Origin of the sequence: Cryobacterium breve (genome assembly GCF_004402375.1) — a bacterium.
GTDB lineage: Bacteria > Actinomycetota > Actinomycetes > Actinomycetales > Microbacteriaceae > Cryobacterium > Cryobacterium breve.
In genome coordinates this window covers 73622-92046 of the sequence record NZ_SOGJ01000015.1, presented here as the reverse complement: position 1 = coordinate 92046, position 18425 = coordinate 73622, and the positions used below count along the sequence as shown (strand labels likewise).

Sequence of the window (18425 nt, the reverse complement as noted above, 5' to 3'; positions counted from 1 at the left end):
GCACTGTCGCGGGAGGCTACGGCGCGTGAAACTTCTGCTGCGCGGCGGTGACGCCCTCGGCGGCGATGAGCTCGATTGCGTCGGCGGCATCCGTCAACAGGTTGGGCAGGGTCGCCCGCTCGGTCGACGCGAAGTCGTGCAGCACGAAGTCCGCGGCGGGCTGACGGCCGGGTGGGCGCCCGACGCCGACGCGGATACGAATGAACTCGTTGGTGCCGATGGCGGCGATGATGTCGCGCAGCCCGTTGTGGCCGCCGTGGCCGCCGCCGACCTTGATCTTCATCGTGTCGAACGGGATGTCGAGGTCGTCGTGGATGACGATCAGGTGCGCCGGAGGCAGCGAGTAGAAGCGCAGCAGCGCGGCCACCGGCCCGCCGGACACGTTCATGTACGTGTTCGGCTTGGCCAACACCAGCTTCGGTCCACCCGGAAAACTGCGCCCCTCAGCGACCGAGGAGTTCGTTTTGTGGTTCTTGAAATTCGCCGATATGCGGCCGGCCAGCACGGTAGCCACCATGTGGCCGACGTTGTGCCGGTTACCGGCGTAGTCGGGCCCGGGGTTGCCGAGCCCGACTACGAGCCAGAGATTGTCGTCCAGGGGAGTCCTCCGCTTGACGCGAAACCAGAAGGGAATGACTACTCGGCAGGAGCAGCCTCGGCGTCGCCCTCGGCGGCCTCGGTCTCTTCCTCTTCTTCTTCCTCGGCGGGCAGGTGCACGAGTGCAACAACGGCGTCCTCATCGGAGATGAGCGTGGCGCCCTTGGGGAGCTCGACGTCCTTCGCGTGGATCTGCGCGCCGTCCTCGAGGCCCTCGATGGAGACCTTGAGGTTCTGCGGGATGTTGGTGGCCTCGACCTCGAGCAGCAGGGTCTTGGTGTCCAGGTCGGCGATCAGGCCGGCGGCCGGCTCACCGGTCAGGTGCACGGAAATCTCAACCTGGACCTTCTCACCCTTGCGGATGACGATGAGGTCGAGGTGCTCGATGATCTGCAGGAACGGGTCCTTCTGGACGTCCTTGACCAGGGTCAGGTGGCTCTTTCCATCGATGTTCAGTTCGAGAACGGCGTTCGCGCGGCGCAGCAGCAGACCGATCTGGTGCGCGGGCAGCGCGACATGGACCGGCGTGGTGCCGTGGCCGTACATGACGGCGGGGATCTTGCCCAAAACGCGCAGCTTGCGGGCCGCGCCCTTGCCGAACTTCACGCGCAGGTCGGCGTCGATCTTGTTGGTGGCGTCAGCCATGATGTGTCTCCTTGAGGACCGCTACGGCCCAGATCTGGTTTGCGGGCGATGTTCCGCAAAGGTGGGTACTGGTTCAATTTCAACTCGAACGCGTGTCAGCGTGAGGAAAGGCCGTGAAGCATTCCGCCGCGTCGATAACGGATGCCGCACCCACGGTTTCCCGGCGGGCGGCAGCCCTCGCCGAAGTTCAACTGGTAAGTCTAGCGGAGACGCCCGGCCCCGGGGAACGCCCGCCCGGGCATCCGTCACCGGAGCCGCCCGCTTCACTCCACGTAACGTTCTTGGGCCGAGCGACTAGCCTTGGAGGAGTTTTGAGAACAGACAGCTGAAGGAGCAAACGTGGCCGAAACCGGCGCAGCACAGGCAAACATTGGCGTAGTGGGACTGGCGGTGATGGGCTCGAACCTCGCCCGCAACCTCGCCAGCCGCGCGGGCAACACCGTGGCGGTGTACAACCGATCCCCCGAACGCACCCGGCTGCTCACCTCCGAGCACCCCGAGGCCGCCTTCGTCGCCTCCGAAACCATCGAGGAGTTCGTGGCGTCGCTGCAGAAGCCGCGCACGGCGATCATCATGGTGCAGGCCGGTAAGGGCACGGACGCCGTGATCAGCCAGCTGACCGCCCTGTTCGAGCCCGGCGACATCATCGTCGACGGCGGCAACGCCGACTTTCAGGACACCATTCGCCGCGAGAAGGAGGTGCGCGCCACGGGCGTGAACTTCGTCGGCGCCGGCATCTCCGGCGGTGAAGAGGGCGCGCTCAAGGGCCCCAGCATCATGCCGGGCGGCTCGGTGGAGGCGTACAAGACCCTCGGCCCGATCCTCGAATCGATCGCGGCCTTCGTCGACGGCGTGCCCTGTGTCACCCACATCGGCACGGATGGCGCCGGTCACTTCGTGAAGATGATCCACAACGGCATCGAGTACGCCGACATGCAGCTGATCGCCGAGGCGTACGACCTGCTTCGCAGGGTGACCGGGCACTCCCCCGCCACTATCGCCGACGTGTTCACGGAGTGGAACGAGGGTGACCTTGAGAGCTACCTGATCGAGATCACCGCCGAGGTGCTGCGCCAGGTCGACGCCAAGACCGGTCTGCCGTTCATCGACATCGTGCTCGACGAGGCCGGCTCCAAGGGCACCGGCGTCTGGACCGTGCAGAACGCGCTCGACCTGGGCGTGCCCGTCGGCGGCATCGCCGAGGCCGTCTTCGCCCGCGCCGTGTCCAGCCACCCGGAGCAGCGCGGCCCCGTGCGCGCCGGCATCACCGCCCGCCCGGAGATCGCCGTCGTCGGCCACACCTTCCAGGACGACGTGCGCCAGGCGCTCTACGCGTCGAAGGTCGTCGCCTACGCGCAGGGCTTCGACGCGATCATCGCCGGTGCCCAGAAGTACGGCTGGACCGTTGACAAGGGCGCGATCGCCACGATCTGGCGCGGCGGCTGCATCATCCGCGCCCAGTTCCTGAACCGTATCGTCGACGCCTACGCCAACGACCCGTCGATCACGTCACTGCTCGTCGACCCGTACTTCGCCCAGGCCGTCGCCGACGGCGAGTCGGCGTGGCGCCGCGTGGTCTCGACGGCGGCACTGTCGGGCATCCCGGTTCCCGGCTTCGCGTCGGCGCTCAGCTACTTCGACTCGCTCGCGAGTGAGCGGCTGCCGGCCGCCCTGGTGCAGGGACAGCGCGACTTCTTCGGCGCTCACACCTACAAGCGCGTCGACCTGCCCGGCACGTTCCACACCCTGTGGTCGGGCGACCGCAGCGAGATCGCGACCGAGGGCTCCTCGCACTAGCTGCCCGCCCCCGGCTCCCGCCCGCCCGTCCCCGTAGGGCGGACGGGAGCACGCACGCCCTAACGAATTCGACGGAGACTTTGCCGCTATTACCCATTCGCAGGCCGAAAACCCGCCGTATCCCGAAAATCTCCGTCGAATTCGTCTGGCGGACTGGGCCGGAAACGGCGCGCGTACCTCGGGCGAGGTTTGGGATACTGGGAGCCTGATGATGAGCGACGACCACCCCGAACTCTCCGGCTACGAGCCGCAGGATGCCGCCAGGCCCCTGCGCAGTCGGCGCACCCTGGCCCTGATGCGCATCGTCGTCGTGCTCGGGCTCGTGGCCCTGATTGTTCCGGGTATCCTCACGAGCGTGCAGATTGCGTCGACCACGGCCGACAACGCGTGCAGCGTGGCCACGGCCCGGTACTATCCGGTCGCCATCGCCTTTGACGCGCGCTTCGACCTGGCCGGGCCGGGCGGTTTCGGATGGCAGTGCTACGCGATCGACATCAACGAACGCGAGACGTACGTCATCCCACTGGGCATCATCCCCTCAGCGCCCCGTGCGCCGGGGACGACCGTGCCGGCGTAGCCCGGCATTCACGGAGAGGTGGCCATGAGCATTTCGAGGGGTCCGTCGTTCACCTTCACCGCCGAATTGTGGGAGTACTCGGGACAGGCTGCGTGGATTTTCGTCTCGGTGCCCGCCGACATGGCCGAGGACATCCGAACTGTGACGGACGGACGGCGGGGCGGCTTCGGCACTGTGAAGGTGCAGGCCGGCCTTGGGAGCTCATACTGGTCGACGTCGCTCTTCCCCAGCTCGGCTGACGGCACGTTCCTTCTCCCGGTGAAAAGGGCGATCCGGCGGGCCCACGGGGTCGAGGCCGGGGACCCGGTCACGATCGTGCTCGAACTCCTGCTGTGAACCTGACCCCTGACCGGGCGCGGACAGACCGATGGCCGGCCGTCGACATCCGTCAACGACCGACCAGGGTCACGCAGAACAGTGGCGCCTACGCGGCACCCTCGAACATCGAGGTGACGGAACCCTCGTCGAAGACCTCGTGGATGGCGCGGGCCAGCAGCGGGGCGATCGGCAGCACGGTGAGGGTGGGGAAGCGCTTCTCCTCGGGAATCGGCAGGGTGTCGGTGACGACGACCTCGGAGATTGCGGGGTTCTGCAACAGCTCCAGCGCCGGGTGACTGAACACGGCGTGGGTGGCGGCGACGACGACGCCGATCGCGCCGGCGGCACGGAGGGCCTCCGCCGCGAGAACGATGGTGCGGCCGGTGTCGATCATGTCGTCGACGATCAGGCAGACGCGACCCTCGACCTGACCGACGATCTCGTGGACGGTGACCTGGTTGGCGACCTTCGGGTCGCGGCGCTTGTGGATGATGGCGAGCGGGGCGCCGAGCTTGTCACTCCAGATGTCGGCGACACGCACGCGGCCCATATCGGGTGAGACGACCGTCAGGGTGGCCGGGTCGAGCTTCTCCCTGAAGTGCTCGAGCAGCACGGGCATGGCGAAGAGGTGGTCGACGGGACCGTCGAAGAAGCCCTGGATCTGGGCGGCGTGCAGGTCGACTGCCATGATCCGATCGGCTCCGGCGACCTTGAACAGGTCTGCGATCAGGCGGGCCGAGATCGGCTCCCGGCCGCGGCCCTTCTTGTCCTGGCGGGCGTAGGGGTAGAAGGGAGCGACGACCGTGATGCGCTTGGCGGAAGCCCGCTTGAGTGCGTCGACCATGATGAGCGACTCCATCACCCACTCGTTGATCGGGTTGGTGTGCGACTGGATCACGAAGGTGTCGGATCCGCGCACGCTCTCATCGAAACGCGCGTAGATCTCGCCGTTCGCGAAGGTGCGAGCGTCGGTGTGAACGAGTTCGGTACCAAGTTCCGTGGCGATGTCCAGTGCCAGTTGTGGGTGAGCTCGCCCCGAAACCAATACAAGTCGCTTTTCGCCGCTGGTCTTGATTCCAGACACCTAGTCTCCGCTCTTTTCCGCAGCCGCCGCCGCGTCGGTTCCTGGGCGGTTGGTCTGTACCCAGCCGTCCATATTGCGTTGTGGGGCCACGGTGAGGCCCAGGGCCCCAGCCGGCACGTCCTTGCGGACGATTGTTCCGGCACCCGTGTACGCCCCGTCCCCAATCCTAATCGGCGCGACGAACACGTTGTGCGACCCGGTGCGCACGTGGGACCCGATGTCGCTGCGGTTCTTGTTCACGCCGTCGTAGTTGGCGAAGATCGTGCCGGCCCCGATGTTCGACTCGACGCCCACCGTCGCGTCGCCGACGTAGCTGAGGTGCGGAACCTTGCTGCCAGCGCCGATGGTCGCGTTCTTGGTCTCGACGAACGCGCCGATCTTGCCGTCAGCACCCAGATTCGTGCCCGGTCGCAAGTAGGAGAACGGACCGACGGATGCCCCCGCTCCGATCACGGCGAGCGTCGCATCCGTTCTCTTCACCACTGCGTTCTCGCCGATCTCGCAGTCGACGAGGGTGGTGTCCGGGCCGATCACGGCACCGGTCTCAATCACGGTCGAACCGAGGATCTGGGTTCCGGGCCGGATGGTGACATCCGGCGCCAGCTTGGCCTTGAGGTCGATCCACGTGGTGGCGGGGTCCTGCACGGTGACACCGGCCAGCTGCCAGCCGTAGACGATCAGCCCGTTCAACTGACGCGCGGTCTCGCTGAGCTGAGCGCGGTCATTGATACCGGCCACCAGCCAGGCGTCGGCGACCGGCACGGCGCGCACTTCGGAACCCGCCAGGCGGAGTAGACCGACCACGTCGGTGAGGTACTTCTCCCCCTGAGCGTTCTCGGTGGTGACGTTGCTCAGCTGCTCCCGAAGCTCGGCCAGGCGGAAGACGTAGACGCCGGCGTTGGTCTCGGCAATGGCGCGTTCCTCGACTGTCGCATCCTTCTGCTCGACGATGCGGTCGAAGGCACCCTCATCCGAACGCACGATGCGGCCGTAGCCGGTGGCGTCATCCGGGAAGGAGGACAACACTGTGGCAGCGACGTCCCGCTCGCGGTGCGCGTCGACGAAGCTGGCCAGCGTTGCGGCATTGAGCAACGGCACGTCGCCGCTGACCACGAGCACGTCGCCCTCGAAATCGTCGGGCAGTGCGGCGATCGCCTGTTCCACGGCACGGCCGGTGCCCGGCAGCTCGTCCTGGTCGACGATCAGGCTCTCGGGGAGGTCCTTGCCCACGAGTGCTGCCAGCCGATCACGCTCGTGCCGCACGACGGTGACGACGTGCGCCGCGTCGAGGGCGCGGGATGTCGCCAGGACGTGGCTGAGAATCGGAAGTCCCGCGAGCTGATGCAGCAGCTTCGGCGTGCTGGACTTCATGCGGGTGCCCTGGCCGGCGGCCAGCACGACGATGGCGAGTCGAGAATCAGTCACGTGGTTTCCTCTAGCTTCTGTGGAGCCGCCCGGTAAAGACCGGATGGTGACGCCAATCAAGTGCTCCGCCGCCAGGACTCGAACCTAGACCTAACAGCTCCAAAGGCTGTCGTGCTGCCATTACACCACGGCGGAATTCGTCGACCCGGGGCCGACCAACCGTGACAAGTCTGCCAGATATCGCGCCGGAAGCGCGCCCCGGCACCCCGGGAGGTGGCTCGCGCGCAGGTTTTCGCACCCGACCGGGATAATAGACGGATGCCCGCACATGACGAAGTCGACCGGATCGTTGATGCCTGGCTGCGCGAACGGCCCGACCTCGACTTCGCACCGCTGCAGGTGCTGTCCCGTGTGGGCCGGTTGTCAAAACACCTGGACCGCGCCCGGCGCACCGCCTTCTCCCGCTCAGAGCTGGACTCCTGGGAGTTCGACGTGCTCTCCGCACTGCGGCGCGCAGGTGCGCCCTACGAGCTGAGTCCGAAGGCGCTGCTGCAGCAGACTCTCGTCTCCAGCGGAACAATGACCAACCGCATCGACCGGCTCGTCGAGCGCGGCCTGGTGACCCGCCGCACGGACCCCAACGACGGTCGCGGCATCTTCGTCAGCATGAATCCGGCCGGACTCACCCGAGTGGATGCAGCCATCACCCGATTGGTCGACGCCGAGGCCGAGCTGCTCGCCACGCTGTCCCCCGCCGAGCAGACCGCCCTCGCGGGCCTGCTGCGCAAGCTCAGCCTCGGCTTCGACTGACTGACGCGACCGGACGAATGCGACCGGAAGTGGAACTCTTCAGCGCTTTGACCTGTTGAGACCCGTGCCCTATTTCGCGATCGAGGCCTTCGGGAAGTTGCGCCAGGTACGGAAAAAGCGCGCCTCCATCGCTGCGGCCCCGCTGTGTTCCACGGCGTGCAGCCTGCCGTAACTAAACGCGTTCTCACCCTGGAGGTATGCGGCCATGCCGAGCCCGAGCAACTCCGTGCGGGCCACAACGCTGTCTTGGTGGTCGCCGAGGGTGTCCTGCACCTGCCGGGCCGCGGCCACGAGCCGCGCCGCGCGCGCCCGCCGCAGCGGTGTGGCCGTCTCGGCCGCGTAGCGCAGTTGTTTGGCCCGCTTGCGCGCATCGTGCAACGCCTCGTCGCGAAGGGGCCCCGACGGTGTACCTCGGGCCAGGAAAACGGATGCCCGCAGCCGCTTCCAGTCGGCGCGAATCAGTTCCGGGATGACCGTGCTCGCGGGCTTCTCCGCCCGAGGGCGCAACGGCGCGGACGCCAGCACGGCGTCGAGGCGGTCGAGCAGCCCGAAGTACCGGTCCGAATCGAGGACGCCCAGGGCGTCGAGCCGGGCCGTCCGGATGACGGCGGCGAAGTGCGCGTCGATGCGCGCCGCCAGCGGCCCCACGACAAGCTCGGCGGGCTCCTGTCCGAGCCGGTGGGCGAGGCGCTGCCGGATCACCTCCGCGTCGCGGGCGGCGCCCAGCGTCCCGGCCAGCCAGCGCAGCTCGTCGCGGAGCGGGGCGGTGACCGAGGTGTCGAGCAGGTCCCGGTAGGTGGACAGGGCCGAACGCAGGCGGCGTGTGGCCACGCGCATCCGGTGCACGGCATCCGCATCGTTGTCGCGCACTCGCGCGTCCTGCACCCCGATGGCCTGAACCTGTTCCTGCACGTAGGCCATCAGGACCGTACCGGCGGAGCTCTTCCGGGTCGCCCGGAGCGCCGGCGCCGTCACGAACTCCGGCAACCGGTCACCGAGGGCTCTGGCCAGTTTGGAAGGGTTCGCGGAGGGCTCCACGCCGACCGACGCGAGACGCTCCTGGGCGGCGTCGAGCAGGGCGCGGGAACCGTTCACAAGTTCAACCTCCCATTCTCGCCAGGTCTGGCTGAACGCCTCCGGCGCGAGGCGGTCGGCCTGCACCTCGTCGTCGCAGACCTCGGCGAGCACGGAGTCGTTCTCACCGACCAGCTGGTGCAGAACCCGGCGGGTGCGCAGCCGCACCACGGGCACGAGGGTGCGACCGCGGAGCACGCCCCGCACGAGGTTGAGGATGCCTTCAGGGATCTTCTCGGGGTCGTCGCCCAACGGCTCCCGCATCTCGCGGCGCTCGTCCACGGCGACCGGGAGTTTGAGGTGCCAACCGGCGTCGTCTCCCCCGGTGCGGCGGCGAAGGGTCAGGCGACGGCTCGCAAGGACCAGGTCGGCGCTGTCGTAGTAGAGAGCGTCGAGGTGATGCTCGACGGGCGGGTCCACGTGGGTGACGCCGGGCAGGTCGTGCAGGGGCGGCAACACGGTTGCCGGGTTGACGTCGAAAGTGCGCTCGATCTCGGCAAAGCCAGCGGAAGTCATGCCTCAGTGTAATTGCGGCGGACGGCACCACCCGGGAAGGCGCACCCGTCGCCGCATCAGCTGCGCCAGCAACAGCAGCGCCAGCAACGTCAGCGCCAACAACGCCACGGCCAGCGGCGGCAGGACTAGCGGCGGAACGCCTTGCGGGCCAGCCAGTTGCCGAGGAACTGAACCAGCTGCACGAGCACGATGATGAGCAACACGGCCGCCCAGGTGACCACCGGGTTGAACTGGCGGTAGCCGTAGAGCAGCGCAAAGTTTCCGAGGCCGCCGCCGCCGACGTAGCCGGCTACGGCAGACATGTCCACGAGCGCCACGAAGATGAACGTGTAGCCGAGGATGAGCGGCCCGAGCGCCTCGGGCAGCAGCACCGTGAAGATGATCCGGACCGGACCGGCCCCCACGCTGCGGGCCGCCTCGATCACACCGGGTGTGACGGTGAGCAGGTTCTGCTCCACGATGCGTCCCATGGCGAAGGATGCCGCGAGCGAGATGGTGAAGATGATCGCCGCGTTCCCGATCCCGGTTCCCACCACGAACCGGGCCAACGGTTGGGCGGCGGCCAGGAAGATGATGAACGGGATCGGCCGCACGATGTTCACCAGCAGGTTGAGCACGACGAAGACCCCGCGGTTCGCCAAGATGCTGCCGGCGCGGGTCAGGTAGAGTCCCAGCCCGACCAGCAAGCCGCCGATTCCGCCGAAGAAGAGGGTGAGGCCGACGATGTAGAGGGTCTCCCCCGCGGCAACCCAAAGTTCGGGCAACAGGTCGATGAGGCTGTCCATGTCAGCGAACCTCCGTGACGGTCGTGAGGGTTCGCACCCGGTCGAGGGCGGCGTCGATGGCCGCGTCGGCCGCGGAATCCGTTGCCCCCGGCCGGGCGAGAGCGAGCGTCAGGTGCCCGAAGGATCGCCCCTGGATCTCATTGATGCCGCCGTAGACGACCTCGAAGGTGACACCGGCGGCGGCGAACTCACCGAACACGCGGGCCTGGTCGACACTGCTGTCGCGGAATGCCAGGGTCACGAGGCGGCCCGGGTGTCGCTGTCGCAGCACGGCCAGTTCCGACGGTGCGGGGAGCCCCTTCACCACGGTCGAGACGAACCGGGCGGATGCCGCCTGCTGCGGGTTTGAGAACACGTCGAACACGTCGCCCCGTTCGATCACCCGACCCTGGTCCATCACGGCGACCTTGGTTGCCAGGGTCTGGATGACATCCATCTCATGCGTGATCACGATGATGGTGACCCCGAATTCCCTGTTGACCCGACCGAGTAGGTCGAGCACCTCGGAGGTGGTCTCCGGGTCGAGAGCGCTGGTCGCCTCGTCGGCGAGCAGGATGCCCGGCTGGCTGGCGAGGGCCCGCGCGATGCCCACGCGCTGCTTTTGGCCTCCGGAGAGCTGGTCGGGGTAGGCGCGGGCCTTGTCGCCGAGTCCGACGAAGTCGAGCATCTCGCCCACCCGGGTCCGGCGTGCCTCCTTGGACTGGCCGGCCACCTCGAGCGGGTAGGCGACGTTGGCAGCCACGGTCCGGGACCCGAGCAGGTTGAACTGCTGGAAAATCATGCCGATACCCAGTCGAACCGGCCGCAGCTCCCGTTCGGGCAGTCGGGCTATGTCTGTGCCGTTGACGAAGATCTCGCCAGACGTCGACCGTTCGAGTGCGTTCACGAGCCGCACCAGGGTGCTCTTGCCTGCCCCGGAGTAGCCGATGATGCCGTAGACGTCGCCGGCGTCGATCGTGAGGCTGACTTTGTCGATGGCGACGACCTCGGCCCCGCCCCTGGTCGTGGGCGGGTACACCTTGCTCACATCACGAAGTTCGACAACGGGGCTGGGGGCAGACATGGAACATCCTTACTGACGGGCGTACTGCGGGGCTGTGACTGTGCCCGTTCCGGTCGAGAGTGACCCGAGGAACGGGCACGCCCGACCGGAACGGGCTTGGTCGGGCGGCGCTACTTCTTGGCCTTGGTGTCCTTCTCGACTGTGGCGAGAGATGCCTCGAGGTCGGCGACCGGGGTCTGGACCAACACTGCGGAACCGCCGGACACGGCGAGAACGCCGTCCTGGACGTCCTTCGTGGTCTGGTAGATCTCGACCAGCTTCTTGTAGGTGGCGTTGTCCTTGTCCTCGGCGCGGGCAGCGAACACGTTCACGTAGGGCAGGGCGTTGGGGTCGGTGGGATCGTCCTGGGCGAGGGCGTCCTCGAACTTGAGGCCGGCCTTCTCGACGAAGTCATTGTTGATGATCGCGGCGGCGACGTCCGGCAGGGAGGTGGCCGTGAGCGATGCCTCGAGCGCGGTCACGGTGACCGTGGAGTTGGCCGTGTCGATGTCGTCGAGCGTGGAATAGATGCTTCCGCCATCGGACAGCGTGATCAGTTTTGCCGACTGCAGCACGAGCAGCGCACGCGCCAGATTACTCGCGTCGTTCGGCACCGAGACGACGTCACCCTTCTTGATCTCGCTCACGTCGCCGTACTCGGTCGAGTACAGCCCGAGCGGGTAGATCGCGGTGGCGCCGATGGGCGTGAGGTCCTGTTTGCTGGCGACGTTGTACTCGCCGAGGTAGACGATGTGCTGGAACTGGTTCAGGTCGAGCTCACCCGCCGAGAGAGCCGGGTTGGGCTGTTCGAAGACGGCGAAGTCGATGATGTCGACCGTGATACCGGCCTCCGCTGCGGCGTCGGTGTACTCGGCCCAGTACGGGTCGCTGGCGCCGACGACGCCGATCTTCACGGCGTCGTCGGCGGCCGCACCGGAACAACCGGCGAGCAGGGCGACGAGCGGTACGACCGCGAGGGTGGCGAGCAGTTTCTTCTTCACGATGGGGTTCCCCTTGTTGGCTGTGGGTGCCGTCTTGGCGGCGGTGGGTGCCGGGCGCGTTTCGGGCACAGAAGAACCACGGGACAACAGGGGTGGGAGTCTGTGCCGCTGCATCGCGAGGCACGTTCCAAGGCTATCGGGCGATGCTGCGCCGCGTGCGCTCCGGCGTCACACGCGGTCACAGTATCTGCGACGCTAACCCTCGATCAGCTCAGAGAGTTCGATCCAGCGAGTTTCGAAGCCGGCGATGGCAACCTCGAGCTTCTGCAGTTCGGTGCTCAGCGCTCCGAGTCCGTCGAAGTCGGACTGGTCGTGCACGGCGAGACTTTCGTGCAGCGCGGCGATCCGCGCGTTCTGCTTGACCACCTTACGGTCGATGGATGCGAGTTCCTTTTGCGCGTTGCGGAGGTCGGCACCACCGATGGCGAGCTTGCGGCTCACCTTGCCGCCGGACGTGTTCGACGCGTTCGCCTCGGCAGGCTTGTCGTTGCCGCTGGTCTGCCGCTTGCGCATCTCGAGGTACTGGTCCACGCCGCCGGGGAGGTGGCGGAAGCCACCCTCGGTGACGGCGTACTGGTTGTCGGTGACACGCTCGATCAGGTACCGGTCGTGCGAAACGACGAGCAGCGTTCCGGGGAAGGAGTCGAGGAGGTCTTCCATGGCCGCGAGCATGTCGGTGTCCAGGTCGTTGGTGGGCTCGTCGAGGATGAGCACGTTCGGCTCATCCAGCACGATGAGAAGCAGCTGCAGGCGCCGTTTCTGGCCACCGGAGAGGTCCTTGACCTGCGTGGTCAGCTGGGCGCTCATGAAACCCATGCGCTCGAGCATCTGGCCGGGCGTGATTTCCTTGCCACCGGCCATGTACGACGTCTTCTGGCGCGCGATGACCTCGCTGACGCGGTCGTTCTGGATACCGTCGAGTTCGAACAGCTGCTGGGTGAGCACGGCGACCTTGATGGTCTTGCCGCGCTTGACCGTGCCAGTGGTGGGCTGCAGGGTGCCGGCCACGAGGTTCAGCAGCGTGCTCTTGCCTGCGCCGTTGACACCCATGATGCCGGTGCGCTCGCCCGGTGCGATACGCCAGGTTATGTCGTTGAGTACGGTCTTCCCGTCGAACTTCACACCGATGTCGATCAGGTCGACGACATCCTTGCCGAGGCGCTGCATGGCCATCGACTGCATCGACACGGTGTCGCGGGGCGGCGGCTCGTTCTCGATCAGTTCATTGGCAGCGTCGATGCGGAACTTGGGCTTCGCGGTGCGGGCGGGGGCGCCGCGCCGCAGCCAGGCCAGTTCCTTCTTCATCAGGTTCTGGCGTTTGCCCTCCATCACGCTGCTCATCCGGTCGCGTTCGACGCGCTGCAGGATGTAGGCGGCGTAGCCACCCTCGAACGGCTCGATCAGGCGGTCGTGCACCTCCCAGGTCATATTGCAGACCTCGTCGAGGAACCACCGGTCGTGTGTGACGACCACGAGCCCGCCGGAGTTCGTGGCCCAGCGTGTGCGCAGGTGGCCGGCCAGCCAGTAGATGCCTTCCACGTCGAGGTGGTTGGTGGGCTCGTCGAGGAAGATGACGTCGTGGTCGCCGATCAGCACGGCGGCAAGGGCCACCCGGCGGCGCTGGCCACCGGACAGGTCGTCGACGAGGGCGTTCCAGGGGATGTCCCGCACGAGCCCCGCGATCACGTCGCGCACCTTGGCGTCGCCCGCCCAGACGTGCTCGTCGATGCCGCCGACGATGGTGTGGCCCACGGTCTGCCCTGAAACCAGGTCGTCGGACTGGTCGAGCATGCCGATGGTCACGCCGCGCCGACGCGTGACGCGACCCGCGTCGGGTTCCATGCGTCCGGCGAGCAGGCGCATCAGGGTGGACTTGCCGTCGCCGTTGCGGCCGACGACGCCGATCCGGTCGCCTTCGTTGAGACCGGCGGTGACGCTGTCAAAAATGACGCGAGTGGGGAATTCAAGGTGCAGGGACTCGGCCCCGAGCAAATGTGCCATAGCTTTCGAGTTTAGCTGGCGCGGCTGAGAGCCCCGCGCGCCGGAGTTCGAGACTGCCGAGCCCCGCTCGCGGTCAGTCGTGGATGATGCGCGCTCCGTGCACCGGAGTTCGAGACTGCCGAGCCCCGCTCGCGGTCAGTCGTGGATGATGCGCGCTCCGTGCACCGGGCCGGTGGCTCGCACCACGGTCAGGCGGGACGCGCTCAGGGCGACCTGCAGTTCAAGCGCGCTGTCGGCATCCGCGACCAGGAATGCCACTGTCGGGCCGGAGCCGGACAGCAGGCCGGCCAGCGCGCCGTTCGCCTCTCCCAGTTCGAGCACCGCGGCCAGGCCGGGCGCCAGATGCAGCGCGGGAGCCTGCAGGTCGTTGTGAAGGGCCTCGGCCAGCATCCGCGGGTCGCTGGCGCGCAGGGCCTGCAGCACGTTCGCGTCGACGGTGGGCTGGATCTGGGCGGGGAAAATGTCCTGCGCGTGCCGTTCCCGGTGGCGGTCGAGTTCGTCGTAGACGCCGGGGGTGGACAGGCCGAACTCGGCCAGGGCGAGCACCCAGTGGAACTGTCCCTTGGCCAGGGCCGGGCTGAGCTGGTCCCCGCGGCCGGTACCGATGGCGGTGCCGCCGGTGAAGGCGAACGGTACATCGGCGCCAAGAGTCGCGGCGATGGCGATCAGGTCCTCGCGGGTGGCCTCGGTGCCCCAGAGGGTGTCGCAGGCCAGCAGAGTGGCCGCGGCATCCGCCGACCCGCCGCCCATTCCGCCGGCGATAGGCACGTTCTTCTCGATCTGGAGCCGCACTCCCCCGCGGTAACCGGCCTTGCGGGCCAGGGCGCGAGCGGCCCGGATGGCGAGGTTGCTGCCGTCGACGGCCAAGCCGGAGGTGTCGATGGGGCCGGAGAACTCGACCGAGAAGTCATCGGCCGAACGGGCGCGCACGTCTTCGAACAGGGACACGGCTTGGTAGGCCGTGGCGACCTCGTGGTAGCCGTCCTCGAGGACCGCACCGACCTTGAGGAAGACGTTGATCTTGCCGGGCGCCCGCGCATGCACCACGGGAGAAGCGGCCGCGTTGGTCATGTGTCTAACCTAGCCCAGCCAGTACAGCGGCGACTGCCCCGTGGGGCGCGGGGCGTCAGCGACCGGCCAGCTGGGCGCGGGCGATGGCGAGGAAGTCCTCGACCGTGAGCTGCTCGCCGCGTTCGGTGGGGTCGATCCCGGCGCGCGTCATGACCTCTGTGGCGGTGGAGGAGTCGCCGAGAACCAGGGACAACGACTGGCGCAGCATCTTGCGCCGCTGCTGGAATGCGGCGTCGACGAGAGCGAAGGTGGCGCGGCGCAGCTCCTCGGATTCGAGCGGTTGGGCGCTTCGTTCGAACGCGACCAGGATCGAGTCCACGCCCGGGACCGGCCAGAACACCTGCCGGCTGACCTTGCCTGCGGTGCGGAACGCGCCATACCAGGCAGCCTTGACGCTCGGGCTGCCGTAGACCTTGCTGCCGGGCGGTGCCGCGAGGCGCTCCCCCACCTCGGCCTGCACCATGACCACGCCGGACCGGATGGAGACGAAGTGCTCCAGCAGGTAGAGCAGCACCGGCACCGACACGTTGTAGGGGAGGTTCGCCACGAGACGGCTCGGGTCGCCGGGAAGTTCGGTGATTTTGAGGGCGTCATTGCGGATGACCGTGAGCGGTGCACCCGGGTGCATGAGCTCGACCGTCAGAGGCAATTGTTCGGCGAGCCGATCATCGATCTCCACGGCCACGACGGCGGCGCCGATCTCGAGCAGGCCGAGCGTGAGCGAACCCAGCCCGGGGCCGACCTCCAGCACCGTGTCGCCGGGCGAGACGGTCGCGACCTTGACGATGCGGCGCACGGTGTTGCCGTCGATGACGAAGTTCTGGCCGAGCTTCTTGGTGGGATTGACGCCCAACATCTCGGCCAGGTCGCGGATCTCGGCCGGGCCGAGCAGCGACCGGGCGGCGGGAGCGGCAGGCACGCCGGCGGATGCCGCGGGCTCCGGGGCCGTGACGGGCTCGGGCACATCGACGGGCGCTTCCACGGCGTGCCGGCCGGCGGTCTCCCCGTCGGCAGCCGGTCGGATCTCGGTCCCGGGTTCGTCGCCGGGGGCGTAGCCGTGGCGGGGCGGGGTCATGCGAGGCCTCCGAACGGGCGCGTCTCAGAGCCGGTCCCAATACCGATGACGTTCACCGGTTCGGCGTCCCAGCATCCGTAGACGAGTTCGGTGTTGGACGAAATCTGGCTGGCGAGAATGGTGACATCCGTTTCGAGGTGGTCGGCCATGGCGCGCAGCGTGTGCGGCAGCAGGTACGGCGCGTTCGGGCGGCCGCGGAAGGGTGCGGGGGTGAGGAAGGGCGCATCCGTTTCGACCAGCAACAGCGCGCGGGGCACGGCGGCCAAGGCCGCACGCAGTCTGTCGGCGTTCTTGAAGGTCACGGTGCCCGCGAAGGAGAGGTACCAGCCGTTGTCGGCGAGGATTCTGGCCATCTCGGCGTCGCCGGAGAAGCAGTGGAACACGGTGCGCTCGGGTGCGCCGACCCGGAGAAGCGTCTCGATCACTGCGGCGTGGGCGTCGCGGTCGTGGATCTGCAGCGCGAGGCCGTTCCGCTTGGCGATTTCGATGTGCGCCTCGAAGGAGCGCTGCTGGCTGGCGTGCCCTTCGGGACCGGTGCGGAAGTAGTCCAGGCCGGTCTCCCCGATCGCGACCACGCGCGGGCGGGTGGCCAGCTCTGCGATCTCGGCCAGGGCGTCGTCGAGGGTCCCGGCGGCGTCGTAAACGGGCGCTTCGTTGGGGTGGATAGCCACGGCCGCGAGCATGCGCGGCTCCCGGGCGGCCATCATCGCGGACCAGCGCGAGGTTTCCAGGTCGCCGCCGACCTGGATGACGCCCCGCACGCCAACGCTGGAGGCACGGTCGAGCTGCTCGGCCACACTGAGGGACTGGTCGCCGTCACCGATTTCCAGGTGGGTGTGGTTGTCGTAGACCGGCACGACGAGCGGGTCGGGCAACGGCGGGTAGGTCAGGTCCCGGCCGGTGCCCTTGTCGCGCTGCCGCACGAAGTTGGCCTCGGACTGGGGCTCGTTAGCCAACCGTGGCCTCGATGCGCGGGAACAGGGCCTCGAGCGGGGTGACCCGCGGGCGGCCGGTCCACTCCCAGGCACGGTCGATGCGCTGGTCGCTGACCAGGCCGGTGCCGCCGAGGGCGGTCCAGAGCTTTGCAGTGGCCTGCGGCACGACCGGCGAGAGCAGCACGGCGAGCGTGCCCAGTCCGCGCACGGCGGTCGCGAGCACGGCCTCGAGGCGGGCCCGGTTGGCCGGGTCCTTGGCCAGTGCCCAGGGCTCTTGCGCGGTGATGTAGCCGTTGAGGTCGTCGACCAGTTCCCAGATCGCGGCGATCGCCTCGTGGATGGCGAGGTGACTGATCGCCAGCGTGGCGGCATCCGTCACGCGCTTCTCGGTGCCGCGAATGAGCTCGTCAGCCTCGCTGAACTCGCTGCCGGCCGGAATCTCGCCGTCGCAATAGCGCACGACCATGGCGATCACACGGGAGGCGAGGTTGCCGAAGCCGTTGGCCAGCTCGGACTGGTATCGGGCGGACAGGTCTTCCCAGGAGAATGAGCCGTCCTGGCCGAAGCTGATCGCGCGCATGAAGTAGTAGCGGAAGGCGTCGGAACCGAACGTGTCGGTGATCTGGCTCGGGGCGATGCCGGTGAGCTTGGACTTGCTCATCTTCTCGCCGCCCACGAGCAGCCAGCCGTGACCGAAGACCTGGCGGGGCACCTCGATGCCGGCAGCTAGCAGCATGGCCGGCCAGATCACGGCGTGGAAACGCAGAATGTCCTTGCCCACGACGTGGGTCGCCGGCCAGAGGCGGCTGAACTTCTCGTCGTCGTGTCCGTAGCCCGCGGCGGTGATGTAGTTGAGCAGGGCGTCGAACCAGACGTAGACCACGTGGCTGTCGTCCCACGGCACCTTGATGCCCCAGTCGAAGCTTGAACGGGAGATCGACAGGTCGCTGAGGCCCTGCTTGACGAAGGAGATGACCTCGTTGCGCGCCGACTCGGGCTGAACGAAGTTCGGGTTCTCCTCGTACAGGGCGAGCAGCTGGTCGCCGAACGTGCTCATCCGGAAGAAGTAGTTCTTCTCGTGCAGCAACTCGCACGGGATGGAGTGAATGGCGCAGACCTGCTGCCCGGCGTAGTCGCCGACGCCGTCGATCAGGTCGCTCGGCTGCTTGTACTCCTCGCAGCCGACGCAGTAGAAGCCCTCGTACTCGCCGGTGTAGATGTGACCGGCATCGAAGAGGTGCTGCAGGAACTTCTGCGCGTTCACCTCGTGGCGCTCATCGGTGGTGCGGATGAAGTCGTCGTTCTGAATGTCGACGGTCGCAAGCAGCGGCTTCCAGGCGGTCTCGACCAGGCGGTCGGCCCACTCCTTCGGCGTGACGCCGTTGGCGGTCGCGGTGCGCAGAATCTTCTGCCCGTGCTCGTCTGTTCCGGTGAGCAGCCAGGCGTCCTCTCCGGACTGCCGATGCCAGCGCGCGAGCACGTCGGCGGCCACCTCGGTATAGGCGTGCCCGATGTGGGGGACATCATTCACGTAGAAAATGGGCGTGGTGATGTAGAAAGATGAGCCGTCGGACATGGTCTCATCCTATTGGGAGCAGCGGATGCCACTGGTCGTGTTACCGTTCTCGGCTATCGGGGCCGCGGTGGGCGAAGTCCGGCCTAACCAATTCGACGGAGATTTCAGGGAGAACAACCCGATTCGGCCCGAATCGGGTCTCTGAGAGCACAATCT

At 67.5% G+C, this 18425-nt stretch carries 17 protein-coding genes and 1 tRNA gene; 4 read left to right on the top strand and 14 right to left on the bottom strand.

Going from position 1 to position 18425, the window contains the following annotated elements; all coding sequences use genetic code 11:
- Positions 1 to 16 precede the first annotated feature (16 nt).
- Both pth and E3O65_RS06290 read right to left on the bottom strand, forming a co-directional pair.
- Positions 17 to 598 carry an aminoacyl-tRNA hydrolase gene (gene pth / locus E3O65_RS06295; protein WP_134362886.1) on the bottom strand — a complete coding sequence of 194 codons (582 nt, stop codon included), beginning with the start codon at positions 596 to 598 and terminating at the stop codon, positions 17 to 19.
- A 38-nt stretch (positions 599 to 636) separates the two neighbouring features.
- Positions 637 to 1242: a 50S ribosomal protein L25/general stress protein Ctc gene (locus E3O65_RS06290; protein WP_134362885.1), complete on the bottom strand. Its 606-nt coding sequence runs from the start codon at positions 1240 to 1242 to the stop codon at positions 637 to 639.
- 393 nt (positions 1243 to 1635) lie between these two features.
- On the opposite strand from E3O65_RS06290, the gene gndA reads away from it, so the two are divergent.
- The 3 genes from gndA (at position 1636) to E3O65_RS06275 (ending at position 3952) form a co-directional block, all read left to right on the top strand.
- Positions 1636 to 3039 carry an NADP-dependent phosphogluconate dehydrogenase gene (gene gndA, locus E3O65_RS06285; protein WP_241985855.1) on the top strand — a complete coding sequence of 468 codons (1404 nt, stop codon included), beginning with the start codon at positions 1636 to 1638 and terminating at the stop codon, positions 3037 to 3039.
- A gap of 211 nt (positions 3040 to 3250) precedes the next feature.
- The gene (locus tag E3O65_RS06280) at positions 3251 to 3616 is read left to right on the top strand and encodes a hypothetical protein (RefSeq protein ID WP_241985842.1); all 366 of its coding nucleotides are present in this window, start codon (positions 3251 to 3253) and stop codon (positions 3614 to 3616) included.
- A 24-nt stretch (positions 3617 to 3640) separates the two neighbouring features.
- Positions 3641 to 3952, top strand: a complete 312-nt coding sequence (locus E3O65_RS06275) for a DUF1905 domain-containing protein (protein ID WP_134362882.1) — start codon at positions 3641 to 3643, stop codon at positions 3950 to 3952.
- Positions 3953 to 4040: 88 nt separating this feature from the next.
- Here the strand turns inward: E3O65_RS06275 and E3O65_RS06270 are convergent, their stop codons facing one another.
- The 3 genes from E3O65_RS06270 to E3O65_RS06260 form a co-directional block, all read right to left on the bottom strand.
- Complete coding sequence (locus E3O65_RS06270) at positions 4041 to 5018, bottom strand: ribose-phosphate diphosphokinase (protein ID WP_134362881.1); 978 nt, start codon at positions 5016 to 5018, stop codon at positions 4041 to 4043.
- Positions 5019 to 6443 (bottom strand): bifunctional UDP-N-acetylglucosamine diphosphorylase/glucosamine-1-phosphate N-acetyltransferase GlmU, encoded by a 1425-nt coding sequence (glmU, locus tag E3O65_RS06265; RefSeq protein ID WP_134362880.1) that lies wholly within the window; start codon positions 6441 to 6443, stop codon positions 5019 to 5021. It abuts the gene before it with no gap.
- Positions 6444 to 6506: 63 nt separating this feature from the next.
- Positions 6507 to 6578 (bottom strand) — tRNA-Gln (locus tag E3O65_RS06260).
- Between the two features lie 123 nt (positions 6579 to 6701).
- Here E3O65_RS06260 and E3O65_RS06255 point away from each other — a divergent pair.
- On the top strand, positions 6702 to 7193 hold the full coding sequence (locus E3O65_RS06255; RefSeq protein ID WP_134362879.1) for a MarR family winged helix-turn-helix transcriptional regulator: 492 nt from the start codon (positions 6702 to 6704) through the stop codon (positions 7191 to 7193).
- A 69-nt stretch (positions 7194 to 7262) separates the two neighbouring features.
- On the opposite strand, the gene E3O65_RS06250 is transcribed toward E3O65_RS06255, so the two are convergent.
- The 9 genes from E3O65_RS06250 to metG all read right to left on the bottom strand — a co-directional run bounded on the left by E3O65_RS06250 (position 7263) and on the right by metG (position 18269).
- The gene (locus tag E3O65_RS06250) at positions 7263 to 8783 is read right to left on the bottom strand and encodes a CYTH and CHAD domain-containing protein (protein ID WP_134362878.1); all 1521 of its coding nucleotides are present in this window, start codon (positions 8781 to 8783) and stop codon (positions 7263 to 7265) included.
- A gap of 125 nt (positions 8784 to 8908) precedes the next feature.
- Complete coding sequence (locus E3O65_RS06245; protein WP_134362877.1) at positions 8909 to 9568, bottom strand: methionine ABC transporter permease; 660 nt, start codon at positions 9566 to 9568, stop codon at positions 8909 to 8911.
- A 1-nt stretch (position 9569) separates the two neighbouring features.
- Positions 9570 to 10631, bottom strand: coding sequence for a methionine ABC transporter ATP-binding protein (locus E3O65_RS06240; RefSeq protein WP_134362876.1), 1062 nt, complete (start codon positions 10629 to 10631; stop codon positions 9570 to 9572).
- Positions 10632 to 10741: 110 nt separating this feature from the next.
- Complete coding sequence (locus E3O65_RS06235; RefSeq protein ID WP_241985854.1) at positions 10742 to 11611, bottom strand: MetQ/NlpA family ABC transporter substrate-binding protein; 870 nt, start codon at positions 11609 to 11611, stop codon at positions 10742 to 10744.
- Positions 11612 to 11806: 195 nt separating this feature from the next.
- Entirely contained in the window at positions 11807 to 13612 is a 1806-nt protein-coding gene (locus E3O65_RS06230; protein WP_134362874.1) for an ABC-F family ATP-binding cassette domain-containing protein, read from the bottom strand.
- A 135-nt stretch (positions 13613 to 13747) separates the two neighbouring features.
- The gene (locus E3O65_RS06225) at positions 13748 to 14683 is read right to left on the bottom strand and encodes a 4-(cytidine 5'-diphospho)-2-C-methyl-D-erythritol kinase (protein ID WP_134362873.1); all 936 of its coding nucleotides are present in this window, start codon (positions 14681 to 14683) and stop codon (positions 13748 to 13750) included.
- A 55-nt stretch (positions 14684 to 14738) separates the two neighbouring features.
- Positions 14739 to 15539, bottom strand: a complete 801-nt coding sequence (gene rsmA, locus E3O65_RS06220) for a 16S rRNA (adenine(1518)-N(6)/adenine(1519)-N(6))-dimethyltransferase RsmA (protein WP_241985853.1) — start codon at positions 15537 to 15539, stop codon at positions 14739 to 14741.
- 215 nt (positions 15540 to 15754) lie between these two features.
- The gene (locus E3O65_RS06215) at positions 15755 to 16714 is read right to left on the bottom strand and encodes a TatD family hydrolase (RefSeq protein ID WP_134362871.1); all 960 of its coding nucleotides are present in this window, start codon (positions 16712 to 16714) and stop codon (positions 15755 to 15757) included.
- The gene (gene metG / locus E3O65_RS06210) at positions 16707 to 18269 is read right to left on the bottom strand and encodes a methionine--tRNA ligase (RefSeq protein ID WP_134362870.1); all 1563 of its coding nucleotides are present in this window, start codon (positions 18267 to 18269) and stop codon (positions 16707 to 16709) included. The genes E3O65_RS06215 and metG overlap by 8 nt, the downstream gene beginning before the upstream one ends.
- Between the last annotated feature and the right edge of the window lie 156 nt (positions 18270 to 18425).